Annotated in this window: 15 protein-coding genes; 10 read left to right on the forward strand and 5 right to left on the reverse strand. The window is 67.4% G+C overall.

Annotation, left to right across the window (positions count from 1 at the left end):
* Positions 1–110: 110 nt before the first annotated feature.
* The 6 genes from K7G59_RS27740 (at position 111) to K7G59_RS27765 (ending at position 7,197) form a co-directional block, all read left to right on the forward strand.
* Entirely contained in the window at positions 111–1,136 is a 1,026-nt protein-coding gene (locus tag K7G59_RS27740; protein ID WP_225838902.1) for an ABC transporter permease, read from the forward strand.
* 79 nt (positions 1,137–1,215) lie between these two features.
* Positions 1,216–2,979, forward strand: a complete 1,764-nt coding sequence (locus K7G59_RS27745) for an ABC transporter substrate-binding protein (protein ID WP_225838905.1) — start codon at positions 1,216–1,218, stop codon at positions 2,977–2,979.
* A gap of 119 nt (positions 2,980–3,098) precedes the next feature.
* The gene (locus K7G59_RS27750) at positions 3,099–4,073 is read left to right on the forward strand and encodes an ABC transporter permease (RefSeq protein ID WP_225838906.1); all 975 of its coding nucleotides are present in this window, start codon (positions 3,099–3,101) and stop codon (positions 4,071–4,073) included.
* Positions 4,074–4,123: 50 nt separating this feature from the next.
* Complete coding sequence (locus tag K7G59_RS27755) at positions 4,124–5,158, forward strand: ABC transporter ATP-binding protein (RefSeq protein ID WP_225838907.1); 1,035 nt, start codon at positions 4,124–4,126, stop codon at positions 5,156–5,158.
* Between the two features lie 26 nt (positions 5,159–5,184).
* Positions 5,185–6,228 (forward strand): ABC transporter ATP-binding protein, encoded by a 1,044-nt coding sequence (locus tag K7G59_RS27760; RefSeq protein ID WP_225838908.1) that lies wholly within the window; start codon positions 5,185–5,187, stop codon positions 6,226–6,228.
* 228 nt (positions 6,229–6,456) lie between these two features.
* Positions 6,457–7,197 carry a VOC family protein gene (locus K7G59_RS27765; protein ID WP_225838909.1) on the forward strand — a complete coding sequence of 247 codons (741 nt, stop codon included), beginning with the start codon at positions 6,457–6,459 and terminating at the stop codon, positions 7,195–7,197.
* A gap of 40 nt (positions 7,198–7,237) precedes the next feature.
* Here K7G59_RS27765 and K7G59_RS27770 read toward each other — a convergent pair whose 3' ends face one another.
* Positions 7,238–7,642, reverse strand: coding sequence for an ATP-binding protein (locus tag K7G59_RS27770; RefSeq protein WP_225838910.1), 405 nt, complete (start codon positions 7,640–7,642; stop codon positions 7,238–7,240).
* A 202-nt stretch (positions 7,643–7,844) separates the two neighbouring features.
* Here K7G59_RS27770 and K7G59_RS27775 point away from each other — a divergent pair, with 202 nt between their 5' ends.
* The 4 genes from K7G59_RS27775 to K7G59_RS27790 are packed head-to-tail and all read left to right on the forward strand — an operon-like array spanning position 7,845 to position 9,985.
* Positions 7,845–8,696, forward strand: a complete 852-nt coding sequence (locus tag K7G59_RS27775; protein WP_225838912.1) for a helix-turn-helix transcriptional regulator — start codon at positions 7,845–7,847, stop codon at positions 8,694–8,696.
* Between the two features lie 9 nt (positions 8,697–8,705).
* Positions 8,706–8,915, forward strand: a complete 210-nt coding sequence (locus K7G59_RS27780) for a DUF397 domain-containing protein (protein WP_225838914.1) — start codon at positions 8,706–8,708, stop codon at positions 8,913–8,915.
* A 34-nt stretch (positions 8,916–8,949) separates the two neighbouring features.
* The gene (locus K7G59_RS27785) at positions 8,950–9,705 is read left to right on the forward strand and encodes a trans-aconitate 2-methyltransferase (protein ID WP_225838917.1); all 756 of its coding nucleotides are present in this window, start codon (positions 8,950–8,952) and stop codon (positions 9,703–9,705) included.
* Between the two features lie 22 nt (positions 9,706–9,727).
* Entirely contained in the window at positions 9,728–9,985 is a 258-nt protein-coding gene (locus tag K7G59_RS27790; protein ID WP_225838919.1) for a DUF3995 domain-containing protein, read from the forward strand.
* A 213-nt stretch (positions 9,986–10,198) separates the two neighbouring features.
* Here the strand turns inward: K7G59_RS27790 and K7G59_RS27795 are convergent, their stop codons facing one another.
* From K7G59_RS27795 to K7G59_RS27810, 4 genes are all read right to left on the reverse strand, one after another.
* Positions 10,199–11,320 carry an ABC transporter ATP-binding protein gene (locus K7G59_RS27795; protein ID WP_225838921.1) on the reverse strand — a complete coding sequence of 374 codons (1,122 nt, stop codon included), beginning with the start codon at positions 11,318–11,320 and terminating at the stop codon, positions 10,199–10,201.
* A 73-nt stretch (positions 11,321–11,393) separates the two neighbouring features.
* Complete coding sequence (locus K7G59_RS27800; protein WP_225838923.1) at positions 11,394–12,458, reverse strand: ABC transporter ATP-binding protein; 1,065 nt, start codon at positions 12,456–12,458, stop codon at positions 11,394–11,396.
* Between the two features lie 10 nt (positions 12,459–12,468).
* Positions 12,469–13,449, reverse strand: coding sequence for an ABC transporter permease (locus K7G59_RS27805; protein WP_225838925.1), 981 nt, complete (start codon positions 13,447–13,449; stop codon positions 12,469–12,471).
* Positions 13,450–13,544: 95 nt separating this feature from the next.
* Positions 13,545–15,353 carry an ABC transporter substrate-binding protein gene (locus K7G59_RS27810; RefSeq protein ID WP_225838927.1) on the reverse strand — a complete coding sequence of 603 codons (1,809 nt, stop codon included), beginning with the start codon at positions 15,351–15,353 and terminating at the stop codon, positions 13,545–13,547.
* Between the last annotated feature and the right edge of the window lie 17 nt (positions 15,354–15,370).

Consider the following 15,370-nt stretch of genomic DNA (forward strand, 5'->3'; position numbering starts at 1 on the left):
GTCGACCGAGAATTTATTGACCTTGAATGAATTGCGTTGAAAAAGTCCGGCGTAGCCCGTAGGGGAGCGCCCTGCGGAGTCATCAGACCCTCCCTTGGGCCAGGAGCACCATGACCCCCCCAACTTCATCTGCGGCTGCCCCGCTTGAGGTCACCGACGAGACCGTAGAGAAGACGACCTCTTCTCCCGGCTCGAAGGGCAACGAGAGCAGGTCCCCGGGACAGCTGGCTTGGCGCCGTTTCAAGCGGGACCGCACGGGCGTGATCTCGGCGATCATCGTGATCGCGTTCTTCGTGATCGCGCTGGCAGCGCCGCTCATCGCGAAGCTGTACGGCAAGGACCCGTACACCACCTACGGCATGAACAACGGCCTGATGGCTGACAACGGCCTCCCGATAGGTGCCAACGGCGGTATCTCCAGCGACTACTGGTTCGGCCTCGACCCGCAGCTCGGCCGTGACGTCTTCACGTTCCTGCTGTACGGGATCCGCAACTCGCTGCTGATCGCCACCGCGATCACCATCCTCGCCATGCTCGTCGGTGTGGTCATCGGTGTCACCGCCGGCTATGTGGGCGGCAAGACGGACTGGTTCCTCGGCCGGGTCATCGACATCCTGCTCGCCTTCCCGCAGCAGCTGTTCTTCGTGGCCTTCACGCCTGTGGTCCTGGCCCTGTTCGTGGCCCCGGACGAGAACACGCCGACCTGGCTCATCGTGGTCTCCCTGGTCTCGCTGCTGACCGTCTTCGGCTGGGCCTCCATCGCCCGGCTGCTGCGCGGCCAGGTGCTGGCCCTGCGCGAGAGGGAGTTCGTCGAGGCCGCCAAGGTCACGGGTGCGTCTCCGGCACGCATCATCTTCAAGGAGCTGCTGCCCAACCTGTGGACACCGATCCTGATCCAGGGCACGCTCCTGCTCCCGACGATGGTCACCACGGAAGCGGGTCTCGCCTTCCTCGGCGTCGGTATGTCGGACCCGACCCCCGACTGGGGCGTCATGATCGGGTATGCCGCCCAGTTCTACCAGAACGACCTCACCTTCCTGTGCTTCCCCGGCATCGCGATGGTGGTCTTCGTCCTGGCGTTCAACCTCCTCGGTGACTCGGTGCGCGACGCGCTCGACCCGAAGACCAAGCGCTGATCCCGGCTCTCTTCAGGACCACGGCAAGCATGCCGGGGTGCCGGATCTGTCTCATCAACTCACTTCAAGGCAGGATGCGATGTCCTTCTCGCGCAGAAACTTCCTGATAGCCACCGGTGTTGCCGCTGCCTCCGGCTCCGTGCTGACCGCGTGCAGCAGCAGCAACTCCAGCAGCGGCAACAAGACCGGCAAGCAGGAAGCGGCCAAGGCCCACACGACCACCGTCAAGATCGGTACGGCGGAGGACTCCAAGGGCCCGGCTCCGGAGGTCACCGGTGCCAAGAAGGGCGGCAAGGTCTCCCTGCTGAACGACGACGACTTCTCGCACCTCGACCCGCAGCGCGTCTACTACGCCTGGAACTCGCTGGCCGCGGTCGTCCTCTCCCGCACCCTGACCGGCTACAAGGTCGCCGACGACGGCTCCATGACCCTGGTCGGCGACCTCGCCACCGACACGGGCACCATGAAGGACGGCGGCAAGACCTGGTCCTTCACCCTGAAGGACGGCATCAAGTGGGAGGACGGCTCCGACGTCACCGTCGACGACGTCCGCCACGGCTTCGAGCGTGCCTTCGCCAACTTCATCACCGAGGGCGCCTCGTACGTCCAGAACTGGCTGGTGGGCTCGCAGGACTACCGCAAGTCGTACCCCGGTCCCTTCAAGGGCAAGCACCTGAAGTCGATCGTGACGAGCGGGAAGACCGTCACCTTCCACCTCTCCGAGGCGCGTCCGGACTTCAACTACGTCCTCGCGATGCACTCCTACGCGCCGACCCCGGTGAAGCACGACACCAAGCAGGACTACGACAAGAAGCCGTTCTCCAACGGTCCTTACAAGATCAAGTCGCACACCACCGACAAGTCGATGGTGCTGGTCCGCAACGAGCACTGGGACCCGAACACGGACCCGATCCGCAACGCCTACCCGGACGAGTTCGACTTCACCTTCGGCATCGAGCAGGCCACCGCGGCCGACCGTCTGATCGCCGATGTCGGCCCGGACCAGTACGCCGTCTCCTGGCGCACCGTTCCGCAGGAGAAGGTCATGCAGGCCACCGCCAAGGCCAAGGACCGTCTCTTCGAGGACCTGAGCAGCGGCACCAGCGTCTACTGGATCAACCAGACCCGCATCACGGACATCAAGGTCCGCGAGGCCATCATCCGTGCCTGGCCGACCGCCGGCATCCGCCAGCTGCAGGGTGGCGAGCACCGCGGTGACTACGCGACCGGCATCATGAGCCCGCTGGTCGCCGGTTACAAGGCGCAGGACGTCTGGGGCAAGCTGGCGAAGCCCGCCGGTGACCCGGCGGCGGCGAAGGCGATCCTGAAGAAGGCCGGCAAGCTCGGCACCAAGATCGTCTACGCGTACCAGAACGACCCGACCCAGGCGAAGATCAAGGTCATCGTCGAGAACGCCCTGAAGGCGGCCGGCTTCGAGGTCGTCACCAAGGGCATCGACTCCACCACCTGGTACGACCAGGTCGGCAAGATCGACAACCAGTACGACATCTACTGGGGTGGCTGGTCCGCCGACTGGCCGACCGGTTTCTCGGTCTTCCAGCCGCTGTTCCAGGGCGACCAGATCCGCGACGAGGGCACCAACTACTGCCACCTGAAGAACGCCGACGTCGACGCCGCCATCAAGGCCGCGACGGCGGAGACGGACCAGAACAAGGCCAACGAGATGTGGGCCGCTCTGGACAAGCAGGTCACCGCGCTGGGCGCGTTCATCCCGGACGTGTACATGAAGCGCCTGTACATCCACGGCTCGAAGCTCGGCAACGTGAAGATGGACCCGAACTTCGACGGCTGCATGCTCTACAAGATGTACGTCAAGGCCTGATCCAACCCTGAGAGGTGGGGCGGCGACCTGCCGCCCCACCCTCGGCTCGTCCACCGGGCCTCCGGTCACCCCGGCCCGGCCCGTTCCGTTCGACGGCCCTCCCAGGAAAGCCAACCCCCATGCTTCGCTTCCTCGTCCGCCGACTCTTCGGCGCCGCGATCACGCTGCTGATCATCAGCGCGGTCACGTTCATGCTCTTCTACGCGGTGCCGCGCGATCCGGCTCGTATCGCCTGCGGCAAGGTCTGCACGCCGGAGACGCTCGACGTGATCCGGCACAACATGGGAATTTCAGACCCGCTGCCCGTCCAGTACTGGCACTGGCTGTCGGCGATCTTCATGGGCCGCGACTACGCCGGCTTCGGCCACTGCAACGCCCCGTGCCTGGGCTACTCGTTCATCAACCGCCAGCCCGTCCTCGGCACGGTCTGGGACCGCTTCCCGACGACGTTCTCCCTGGCCATCGGTTCCGCGGTCGTCTTCCTCATCTTCGGCATCGGCATGCTCGCCGCCGTGAAGCAGGGCAAGGCCGTCGACAAGATCGCCAGCTCCTCCTCGCTGATCGCCTCGTCGATGCAGATCTACTTCGTCGGCCCGGTCGCCCTGTACTTCCTCGTGTACCAGTGGCAGCTGCTGGACCAGCCCTCGTACACCCCCTTCAGCGACGACCCGGCTGCCTGGTTCAACGGGCTGCTCGTGCCCTGGCTGGTCCTGGCGCTGATCTGGACCGCCAACTACACCCGTATGACCCGCTCCCAGCTGGTCGAGACGCTGAGCGAGGACTACGTCCGCACCGCCCGCGCCAAGGGCATGTCCAGCCGTAACGTCTTCTTCCGCTTCGCCTGGCGCGGCGCGATGGGCCCGATCGTCACCATCTTCGGTATCGACATGGGTGTCCTGCTCGGTGGCGCGATGATCACCGAGAAGACCTTCAGCCTCCAGGGCCTCGGCATGCTCGCGGTGAAGTCGGTGCTGACGAACGACCTCCCGATGCTCCTCGGCGTCATGATCATCACCGCGGCCTTCGTGGTGATCGCCAACATCATCGTCGACGCCGTCTACGCCCTGATCGACCCGCGGATCCGGCTCGCCTGACCCCGCCCCTCCACCAGCTACCCCGCATCACCCCCCTCTGGAGCGTCCCCGTGACGAGCACCGATTCGCAGCCCTTCCTGTCCATCAAGGACCTGAAGGTGCACTTCTCGACCGAGGACGGCGTCGTCAAGGCCGTCGACGGCCTGTCCTTCGACCTGGCACGCGGCAAGACCCTGGGCATCGTGGGTGAGTCGGGGTCGGGGAAGTCGGTCACCAACCTGACCATCCTGGGCCTGCACAACCCCGACAGCACCAAGGTCGAGGGCTCCATCGAGCTGGACGGCGAAGAGCTGAACGGCGCGCCGGAGAAGACGCTCGAGAAGCTGCGCGGCAACAAGATGGCGATGATCTTCCAGGACGCCCTGGCCTCGCTGTCGCCGTACCACACCATCGGCATGCAGATCGGCGAGGTCTACCGCAAGCACACCGGTGCCTCCAAGCAGGAGGCCCGGGCGCGGGCGATCGAGATGCTGCGCCGGGTGGGCATCCCGCAGCCGGACAGCCGGGTGGACAACTACCCGCACGAGTTCTCCGGCGGTATGCGCCAGCGCGCGATGATCGCCATGGCCCTGGTCTGCGACCCCAAGCTGCTGATCGCCGACGAGCCGACCACCGCCCTCGACGTGACGGTCCAGGCCCAGATCATGGACCTGCTCAAGGACCTCCAGCAGGAGTTCGGCACCTCGATCATCTTCATCACCCACGACCTGGGTGTGATCGCGGACATCGCCGACGAGGTGCTGGTGATGTACGGCGGCCGGTGCGTGGAGCGCGGCACCAAGGAGGAGGTGCTGCGCACCCCGCAGCACCCGTACACCTACGGTCTGCTGGGCTCGATGCCGAGCCTCGAGGGCTCGGTCGACGTGCCGCTGACCCCGATCCCGGGCTCGCCGCCCTCGCTGCTGAACCCGCCGTCCGGCTGCCGTTTCCACCCGCGCTGTGCCTTCGCCGACAAGGTCGAGGGTGGCAAGTGCTCCACGGAGCGCCCGCTGCTGGAGATCGTGGACGGACGTGGCAACGCCTGCCACCTGACGGACAAGCAGCGCAGCGAGTTCTTCGCCGACTCGGTCGCCAAGGCCCACTGACGTAAAGAGACGGGATTTTCACGACCATGAGCAGCACCACTCCCCTCCTGGACGTCTCCGGGCTGACCAAGCACTTCCCGATCAAGGGCGGGTTCCCGATCCGCCGCACGGTCGGGGCCGTCCAGGCCGTCGACGGGCTCGACTTCCAGGTCTCCGAGGGCGAGAGCCTCGGCCTGGTCGGCGAGTCCGGCTGTGGCAAGTCGACCACGGGCCGCCTGATCACCCGCCTGCTGGAGCCCACGGCCGGCGCCATCAAGTACCGCGGCCAGGACATCACGCACGCCAACCGCAAGCAGCTGGCGCCGATCCGGTCCGAGATCCAGATGATCTTCCAGGACCCGTACGCCTCGCTGAACCCGCGGCACACGGTCGGCAAGATCATCTCCGGCCCGATGGAGATCAACGGCATCAACCCGGAGGGTGGCCGCGAGAAGCGCGTCCGCGAACTCCTGGAGATCGTCGGCCTGAACCCCGAGCACTACAACCGCTTCCCGCACGAGTTCTCCGGCGGTCAGCGCCAGCGCATCGGTGTCGCCCGCGCGCTCGCCCTGGAGCCGAAGCTGATCGTCGCCGACGAGCCGGTCTCGGCCCTGGACGTCTCCATCCAGGCGCAGGTCGTCAACCTGCTCCAGAAGGTCCAGAAGGAACTCGGCATCGCGTTCGTGTTCATCGCCCACGACCTCGCGATCGTGCGGCACTTCTCGCAGCGCGTCGCGGTCATGTACCTGGGCAAGATCGTGGAGATCGCCGACCGCGAGGACCTCTACGGCAACCCGCGCCACCCCTACACCCGGGCCCTGCTCTCCGCCGTGCCCGAGGCCACGGTGGACGGGGGGCAGCGCGAGCGCATCCGCCTGACCGGCGACGTCCCGTCCCCGATCAATCCGCCCTCCGGCTGCCGCTTCCGCACCCGCTGCTGGAAGGCGACGGAGAAGTGCGCGTCGGAGGCCCCGCCGCTCGTCCAGGTGGAGGGCAACAAGCCCGGCCACCTCACCGCCTGCCACTACCCGGAGACGGCGGACACCGTTCCGGCCCCCCGTCTCTCCAAGGACCCCGAGACGGCGGCCTGACACACCCCTTTTCCGTCAGCCGCCGCCTGCGGAACGGACTTTCACCGGCCCATTGACCCGAGCCCATGAACGTCCGATCCAGGGGAACGAGGGCCCGCACATCTTCGGATGCGCGGGCCCTTTTCGTTGCATCGGCCCATCGGCTCCAGGCGCGTCGCGGACGCAGCTCACCAGCGGCAAGGTCGACGCGCAGGTGACCGCGTCGCGCAGGCGCATAGGATCACCGGCATGGCGCTGCGACCCGTTCACGTGAACATGAAGGCCCTTGACGCCCCGGCGGTCGGCCGGTTCTGGGCGGAGGCGCTCGGCTGGAGTGCTTACAGCCCCGGCGTGACCACTTACGTCGGCCCCGCCGGCGGCCTCGTGTGGCCGGACCCGGTCGCGCTCGGCATCAACGTCGTCCCCGTCCCGGAACCCAAGACAGCGACGAAGAACCGTGTGCACCTCGATCTCGCCACCACCTCTGCGGCCCATCAGGCGGAGCTGATCGCTCGCCTCGAGGCTCTCGGTGCGACGCCCGTCCACGTGGGCCAGGACGATGTGCCGTGGACGGTGCTCGCCGACCCCGAGGGCAACGAGTTCTGTGTGCTGGAGCCTCGGGAGATCCACCGGGACACCGGGCCGATCGCCGTGGTGCTGGTCGACTGCACGGACCCGCGGGCCATGGCCCGGTTCTGGGGCGAGGCGCTGGACTGGACCCTGCACGAGGTGACCGACGATCACGCGGTGTTGCGCTCCGCCAAGGGGGTCGGTCCGTATCTGGAGTTCCTCCGCACGCCCGACGTGAAGACCGTGCCGGACCGCATCCATCTTGACCTGCTGCCCTACCCCGGTGACGACAAGGCGGCGGAGGTGGCCCGGCTGCGGGCCCTCGGCGCCACCGACCTCGACGTGGGCCAGGGCGACGCCCCGTGGACATGCATGGCCGACCCGGAGGGCCACGAGTTCTGCGTCCTCGCCCTGTCCTGACGCGGGGGCGTGCAGTACCCACCACGACGCGATCAACGAGCTACGCCACCACGAGTTCACACCACACGAACTTCCCCCGGTTGCCGAACCGGGCCGACGGCTGCCAGCCCCAGTACTCCGCGCACGCCGCCACCAGCCCGAGCCCTCGCCCTTCCTCCCCATCCCCCACCTGCTCCAACGGCACCGGCGGCTCAGGCGGCTCGGGGTCCGTGTCCCACGCCCCGATCCACACCATCCCCTCCTGGCTGCGCCGCACCCTGAGCGCCGCCGGCCCCTTCGTGTGCCGCACGGCGTTCGAGACCAACTCGGCCGCGAGCAGCTCCGCCGTGTCGGTGAGTCCGATCAGTCCGTGCACCGTGAGGATCAGACGCAGGGTCCGACGGCAGATCGTCACCGCTCTCAGGTCGTTGGGCACGTAGAGGGTGTAGTCCCAGGTTTCAGGCATGCGTCAACTCCGTTCACCGGTAAGGGATTTCACGCACGGTGGCCTTGCCGCAGCCGTCATGGCACGGCGGAGCGGTGCGCTTCCGCTGCGTGTGCGGTACGTCACCGACGGTAGGGCAAAAATTTTTGCTCGCGCAAGCCGGTCGCGTAATCTGCCCCCGAACGAAGCAGGAGCGCAGGGCGGTTGAGGTCCTGGAGGGCATATGGCGCCGAGAAACCAACCCACGGCACGTCAGGTGCGCCTGGGTACCGAGTTGCGCAGGCTGAGGGAATCGGCCGGCCTGAAGGCACGAGAGGTGGCAGCGTTGCTCAGTTCCACCTCGGCCCAGATGAGCCAAGTCGAAGCCGGTCTCGCGGGCGCCAGCGAAGAGCGTGTACGGCGCCTCGCCGCGCACTACGCCTGCGATGACGGGGCGTTGATCGAGGCCCTGGTCGCCATGGCCACCGATCGCACACAAGGCTGGTGGGAGGAGTACCGGGGCGTGCTCCCACCGGTCTTCCTGGACGTCGCAGAGACGGAGCACCATGGCACGTTCCTGCGTGAGGTCGTCACCAGTCACGTTCCGGGCATGCTCCAGACTCCGGACTACGCCCGCGCTGTCTTCGGCTACATGGTTCCGGAGCTACCGGAGAGCGAACTGAACCCGCGGGTCGAACACCGGATGCGCCGCAGGTCCGTACTGGAACGTGCCGTCCCCATCCCCTACGAGACGATCATCCATGAGGCGGCACTGCGCATCATGGTGTCGGATCGCCGCACCGCTCAAGCTCAACTACTCGAACTCCTGCGGGCAATCGAGCGCGGGCACGCAACGGTACGCGTCATCCCCTTCACACACCAGGGGTTCGCTGGGGCGGGAATCGAGATGATGTACGTGGGCGGTCCGCTTCCCCGTCTGGACACGGTGCTTCGCGACGCACCTCATGGCACCGCATTCATCGATGCCGAATCACAACTGGCGCGCTTCCGGGCTCTGCTCCATAAGGTGGGGAAGTCCGCACTGGACCCCGTGGGATCACGGGATTTCATCCACCGTTTGACCAAGGAACTGTGAGGCGCCCGCATGACCCACGCCATCCGCTGGCAGAAGTCGTCGTACTCCGGCGGAGGGGATGGCAACACCTGCGTCGAGATCGCGCACCTGGACAGCCACATAGCCGTCCGTGACTCAAAGGCCCCCGCCCGAGCCACTCTCACCTTCCCCACCCACACTTTCACCCGCTTCGTCGAAGCCCTGAGCACATCACTCACCCGTGAACTGACCGAATCCTGACCCGTCGTTCAATAACGTGTGGCAAACTGCCGCAGTGGTTGATCACTCGTACGCCGATCTCTCACTCGCCGCGCTGTACGACCGCCTCAACCCCTGGGCGCCGTGCGACGGCTTCTACCTGAGTCTGGTGAGAGAGGCCGGCTCCGTGCTGGACATCGGTTGCGGCACGGGACGGTTGTTGCGCCGGGCGCGGGCCGAAGGACATCAGGGCCGACTGGTGGGGCTCGATCCGGCCGCGGCCATGCTCGTGCAGGCCCGGCAGGCAGCCCCGGACGTCGAATGGGTGCTCGGGGACACCCGAGTGCGGTGCTGGCGGGGCGAGTTCGAGCTGGCCGTCATGACCGGACACGCCTTCCAGGCGCTGGTGACGGACGACGAGATCCGCGGTTGTCTGCGGGCGGTACGGGCGGCGCTCGCCGACGGGGGCCGGTTCGTGTTCGAGACGCGCAACCCCGCGGCCCGCGCCTGGGAGGGCTGGACCCCCGAGCGGATCCGGGAGATCAACACCCCCGACGGCACTCCCGTCAGGGTGTGGCACGAGGTCCAGGGTGACGGCCTGGACCGGGACCGGGTGCACTTCACGGAGACCTTCGAGGCCGAGGGCTGGCCGGCCCCGCGGGTCAGCCACAGCGTCCTGCGCTTCCTGGACGCCGAGACGCTGAAACGCTTCCTCACCGAGGCAGGACTGGCCGTGGTGGCACAGTACGGCGACTGGGGACGGGGGCCGCTCACCCCCGCCAGCCCGGAGATCATCACCGTTGCCCGGCCCCTCGGCCAGGTGCGTGCCTGACCGGACGGGCACGTCGTAGCCAGTGCTCTGTCCGACATCGTCAACCAGATTGCTCACCGCAGGCCTCTGGGGCACTGCCGCACTGCTGCTCCTGCACGCCGCACCGTCCGTTCCGGACTGGGTGGCCTTGGCCGTCGGTACTCGTGCGGCCTCCGGTCTGGACGCGATGAGCCGGTTCGCGACCTTGCTGTACGAGCCGTTCTTCATGGCCGGCGGGCTGCTCTTCACCCTCGCTTCCCTCGGCCGCCGAGCAGCGACGTTCCAGCGGCCGGCGTCTTGACCAGCCGCCCACCGAGTCGGCAGCGGCGGGACCCGGACGGGTCGGACATGGGGGCGCGGTCAGCTGGTCCACCGGGTCGACCGGCTCGGCCCGGCCTGTCCGGACCCTCGGTGGGCGCAGGACGCCCGACCGAGCGATCCGGCGAGCCGATGGCGGTCACGGCACCGGGCAGTCGCTTCCGGATGCTCCGCCTGTGATCGCCCGGCCAGGTCCTCAGTCCTCCGAGGACTCCTCCAGGGCCGCCAGCGCCGGGTCCAGCACGATGTCCTCGTCCCGTGCCTCGGTCGTCGGGTCCTCAGGGAAGTGGCAGGCCGTCAGGTGGCCCTCGTGGTTTCCGGAGATCTGCACCAACGGCGGTTCCTCCGTCGCGCACCTGTCCTGCGCCTTCCAGCAGCGCGTGCGGAACCGGCAGCCGGAGGGCGGGGAGATGGGGGACGGGACGTCACCGGCCAGGCGGATGCGTTCGCGGGCCGGGGCGTCGCCGTCCGTGAGGTTCACCTCGGGGACCGCGGAGAGCAGGGCGTGGGTGTAGGGGTGGCGAGGGCGGGCGTAGATCGATTCGCGGTCGCCCACTTCGATGATCTTGCCGAGGTACATCACCGCCACGCGTTGCGAGAAGTGGCGTACGACGGCCAGGTCGTGGGCGATGAAGAGGAACGCGATGCCCAGCTCTCGCTGCACCTTCTGGAGCAGGTTCACCACCTGGGCCTGGATCGAGACGTCCAGGGCGGAGACCGGCTCGTCGGCCACGATCAGCTTCGGTTCCAGGGCCAACGCCCTTGCCACACCGATGCGTTGCCGCTGGCCGCCGGAGAACTCGTGCGGGAAGCGGTTGTAGTGCTCGGGGTTCAGGCCGACGATCTCCAGGAGTTCGCGGACGCGCCTCTCACGGCCGCCCTCGGGCTGGATGTCGTTGATCTCCATCGGGCCGGAGATGATCTTGCCGACCGTCTGGCGGGGGTTCAGGGACGAGTACGGATCCTGGAAGATCATCTGGATCTCGGAGCGGATGGGTGCCAGCTGCTTGCGGGTGGCGTGGCTGATGTCCCGGCCGCGGTAGGCGATGGCGCCGGCCGTGGGCTCCAGCAGGCGCGTGATCAGGCGGCCCGTGGTCGACTTGCCGCAGCCAGACTCCCCCACCAGCCCGAAGCTCTCGCCGGCGTGCACGGTCAGGTCGATGCCGTCGACGGCCTGGACATGGCCGACCGTGCGGCGGACCGGGAAGCCGCCCTTGACCGGGAAGTGCTTGGTCAGCCCGGTGACCTTCAGCAGCGGCTCCCCGTCCGGGTCGGCGGTCCGTTCCCGGGGGACCGGGAGGACCAGGTCCTCTTTCATGACGGTGTCCTCCTAGGACGACTGATGGACGAGTGATGGACGAGTGATGGACGAGTGATGGACCACTCACGACCTACCCCAGTCGGGGCTTGATCTCCTCGATGAAGATGGTCCGCTTCTGGTCGGCGGTGAGATGGCAGGCCGAGGCCCGGTCGGGGGCCAGCAGGGGGCGGTCGGTGACGCAGCGGTTCCTGCCCTCCACCCGGTCCTGGAAGGTGCAGCGCGGGTGGAAGCGGCAGCCGGACGGCGGCGTGAGCAGCGAGGGCGGGGTGCCCGGGATCGGGGCCAGCGGGGCGCCGAGGTCGGAGTCGAGACGCGGCATCGAGTTCAACAGGCCCCATGTGTAGGGGTGTTGGGGCGCTCGCAGTACCTCGTCGACCGTGCCCCGCTCCACCGCGCTGCCCGCGTACATCACCATGATGTCGTCGGCCATGTCGGCGATCACCCCCAGGTCGTGGGTGATGAAGACGATGCCCGAGCCGAACTCCTGTTGCAGGTCCTTGAGCAGGTCCAGGATCTGTGCCTGGACCGTCACGTCCAGGGCCGTCGTCGGTTCGTCGGCGATCAGCAGGTCCGGATCGCAGACCAGCGCCATGGCGATCATCGCGCGCTGCCGCATGCCGCCCGAGAACTGGTGCGGGTAGTCCTTCGCCCGCTCCCTCGGGTTGGGGATGCCCACCTTGCCGAGCATCTCCACCGCGCGTTCCCAGGCCGCCTTCTTGGAGGCGCCGTTGTGCTTCATGTACGGCTCGGCGATCTGGCGGCCGACGGTGTAGTAGGGGGAGAGCGCGGTGAGCGGATCCTGGAAGATCATGGCGACCTTGTTGCCGCGCAGCTTCTCCAGCTCGGACTCCCGGGCGGTGGTCAGTTCCTGGCCGTCCAGCAGGATCTCGCCCTCGACGGTGGCGAACATGGGGTTGTGCAGGCCGAGGATCGTCAGGTTCGTCACCGACTTGCCCGAGCCCGACTCCCCCACGATGCCGAGCGTCCTGCCGCGCTCCAGGTCGAAGGAGAGCCCGTCCACGGCCCGTACGACGCCGTCCTCGGTCCGGAAGCTGACGTGCAGGTCCCGCACCGACAGCAGGGGACCGGCACCGGCCGGGACGGGAGCACCGGCCTCCTTGGTCAATGTGGTCAAGGCAGGGCTCCTAGGCCAGCCGCACGCGCGGGTCGATGAAGGCGTAGGCGGCGTCGACGATGATGTTGAAGAGCAGGATCATGGTGGCGGAGAACAGCATCACGCCGAGCAGCAGCGGAAGATCGCTGAAGAAGACCGACTGTACGGCGAGTTGGCCGAGGCCCGGCAGGCCGAAGGTGTACTCGGTGATGATCGCCCCGCCGAGCAGGGAGCCGAGGTCGATGCCGAAGATGGTGACGATCGGGATCAGCGAACCGCGCCAGGCGTAGCGGAAGAAGACGTACTGCCGGGACATGCCCTTGGCGCGGGCGGTGCGGACGTGTTCCTCCTGGAGCTGTTCGATCATCGACGAGCGGGACATACGGGTGTACTGCGCGGCGAAGATCGTGGAGAGGACCACCCAGGGGATGATCAGACCGGTGAACCAGCTGACGGGGTCCTGGGTGAACTCGTTGTAGGCCGGTTTGTCGAACCAGTGGGTCTGGTAGACGAGGACGGCCAGGGCCAGCGGGCCGAGGAAGTAGATCTGCATCGAGCTGATCACCATGGCGCCGGCGGTGGCCGCCTTGTCGATCAGCGTGCCGCGCCGCCAGGCGGCGAGCAGTCCGGTGCCGAGGCCGATGATCAGGAAGCACACCGCGCCGCCCAGGGTGAGCGAGACGGTGGTCGGCAGGCGGTCCATCAGCGTGCTCCACACCTGTTCGTTGGTGTGGTACGAGTACCCGAAACAGGGGGCGGGGCAGGGGCCCTGGGCGAAGTCGTTGCTGCCCAGCACGAGGTTGTGCAGGAAGATCCCGTACTGCTCGGGGATCGACTTGTCGAGGCCGAGCACGTGGTGGATGTTGGCGATGCTGTCCGGGTTGCAGGTCTTGCCGCACATCAGCAGTGCGGGATCCCGGGGCACCCCGAAGAACAGCAGGAACGTGACGATGCTCAGCAGGAAGAGGATGACGACGGCGCCGAGGGTCCGGCGGACGAGGAAGCGCAGCATGACAGGGGCAGCTCTCTGACGTCGACGGGCCGGACGGCACCCGGCGCGCCGCCCCGGAAGGCTCCGGGGACGCGCCGGGTACCGGGCGGGGACGGTTACTTGATGAACAGGCGACGCGGGTCGACGCCGCCGATCACGTCGTCGTAGACGAGGCCGCCGACCCTGGAACCGGCGATCTGGACCTGCTTGTAGTACGCGGTCGGAACGACGTTGACGACGTCCTTCACGAGGTACTCGTCGAGCTTCTCCCACTCGGCCGCGGACTTCACCGGGTCGGTGATCGAGTTGATCCGGTCGATCTCGCTGTTGACCTTCGGGTCGTTGACCTGCGAGTAGTTCGACGCGCCGTCGGCGATGACCCGGCCGTCGTACAGCGGCGGGATGACGGTCGAGGCGGACGGCCAGTCGGCACCCCACGCGGTGTGGAAGATGTCGTAGTTGTTGTTCAGCTTGGAGACCTGGTCGTAGTAGGTCTCGGCCGGGATCTCCTGGCGCTGGACGTCGAAGCCGGCCTTCTTCAGGCCCGCGGCCATGGCGGTGGAGTACTGCTGGCCCTCGGGGGTGTTGATGTAGCCGAAGGTCAGCTTCATGTTGAGCTTGCCGGCCTTCTTCAGCAGCGCCTTGGCCTTGGCGGGGTCACCGGCGGGGTTCTTCTTCTTGCCCCACGGGTCGAAGGCGGCGTTGTAGCCGGACACGGTCGGGGAGATCAGGCCGCCGGCGACCTCCATGGCGTCGGTGCCGCCGAAGGCGCGCACGAACGGGGTGATCGGCAGGGCGTAGGCGATGGCCTCGCGGACCGTCTTGTCCTGCATGGCCGGGTGGTGCATGTTGATGTTCATCTGGCCCACGTACGGCTGGTAGCCGGAGACGGTGCGCGCCTTCATCTTCGGGTCGCTCAGCACCTGGGACAGGTTGCCCGCGTCGACCTGGTTGTTGAAGCTGACACCGGTCTGGTCCGCGCCGCTGTCGGCGAGCAGCGCCTTGGTGGACGTCTCGAACTGCTGGTTGAAGGTGATGTTGAACCGGTCGACGTACTGGTGACGGATGGGGTCCGTCTTCGGGTCCCAGTTGGGGTTCTTCACCAGCACCATCGACTTGCCGGACTTGAACGACTGGATCTTGTACGGTCCGGTCACCAGCGGCGCCTTGTCGTAGCGCTCCTTGGTGTCGGCCTTCTCCGAGACCACGGCGTACCCCGCCATGGCGAGCGCGTACGGCAGGTCGGGGTGCGGGGCCTTGAAGTGGAAGACGACGGTCTTGTCGTCCGGGGTCTCCAGGACGGAGCTGGGAAGGTGCTTGCCCTTGTACGGGCCGCCCTTGAGGAGCTTGCGGTAGGCGGTGCCCGGCGTGTTGGCCAGCCACTGCTGGAGGTAGGTCGGACCCTCGTTGATGAACGGCGCGAAGAGCCGTTCGATGCTGTGCCGCACGTCCGTGGACGTGATCGGGGAACCGTCCTGGAACTTGATGCCGTCCTTGAGGGTGTACTTCCAGGTCTTGCCGCCGTCGGTGGTGGTGCCGGAGTCGGTGGCGAGGTCGCCGACCACCTCGTGGCCGCTGCCGTCGTTGTTGGTCGACTTGTACCCGGTGAGCCCTCTGTGGAGCAGCGTGGCGAGCGAGCCCTCGTCCGAGACGTAGATCTGCGCCGGGTCGAGGTGGGCATAGCTGTCGCGCTGGAGTACTTCCATCGTGCCGCCCGGCTTTGCGCCGGGGACGTCCGGCGCGGGACCCGTGGAGTCGGCGGCGCCGCCGAACTTGATGGACGCCTGCTGGCGTCTGGCGTTCTGCTGGTCCTTCTTGCCGTCGTTGCCGCTGTCGCTGCCGCCCTTGCTGCAACCGGTGAGCACAAGAGCTCCGGCCGCGAGCATGGAGAGTGCGCCGTATGCGTGGCGTCCGCCCCTACTCATCACGAAGATTCCCACCC

The organism is Streptomyces sp. NK08204 (assembly GCF_020400585.1).
Taxonomy (GTDB): Bacteria; Actinomycetota; Actinomycetes; order Streptomycetales; family Streptomycetaceae; genus Streptomyces.

Excerpts from the sequence above, each read along its gene's own strand:
- K7G59_RS27740 (WP_225838902.1), top strand. The coding sequence starts at position 111 with ATGACCCCCCCAACTTCATCTGCGGCTGCCCCGCTTGAGGTCACCGAC.
- K7G59_RS27745 (WP_225838905.1), top strand. The coding sequence starts at position 1,216 with ATGTCCTTCTCGCGCAGAAACTTCCTGATAGCCACCGGTGTTGCCGCT.
- K7G59_RS27750 (WP_225838906.1), top strand. The coding sequence starts at position 3,099 with ATGCTTCGCTTCCTCGTCCGCCGACTCTTCGGCGCCGCGATCACGCTG.
- K7G59_RS27760 (WP_225838908.1), top strand. The coding sequence starts at position 5,185 with ATGAGCAGCACCACTCCCCTCCTGGACGTCTCCGGGCTGACCAAGCAC.
- K7G59_RS27765 (WP_225838909.1), top strand. The coding sequence starts at position 6,457 with ATGGCGCTGCGACCCGTTCACGTGAACATGAAGGCCCTTGACGCCCCG.
- K7G59_RS27770 (WP_225838910.1), bottom strand. The coding sequence starts at position 7,642 with ATGCCTGAAACCTGGGACTACACCCTCTACGTGCCCAACGACCTGAGA.
- K7G59_RS27775 (WP_225838912.1), top strand. The coding sequence starts at position 7,845 with ATGGCGCCGAGAAACCAACCCACGGCACGTCAGGTGCGCCTGGGTACC.
- K7G59_RS27780 (WP_225838914.1), top strand. The coding sequence starts at position 8,706 with ATGACCCACGCCATCCGCTGGCAGAAGTCGTCGTACTCCGGCGGAGGG.
- K7G59_RS27795 (WP_225838921.1), bottom strand. The coding sequence starts at position 11,320 with ATGAAAGAGGACCTGGTCCTCCCGGTCCCCCGGGAACGGACCGCCGAC.
- K7G59_RS27805 (WP_225838925.1), bottom strand. The coding sequence starts at position 13,449 with ATGCTGCGCTTCCTCGTCCGCCGGACCCTCGGCGCCGTCGTCATCCTC.
- K7G59_RS27810 (WP_225838927.1), bottom strand. The coding sequence starts at position 15,353 with ATGAGTAGGGGCGGACGCCACGCATACGGCGCACTCTCCATGCTCGCG.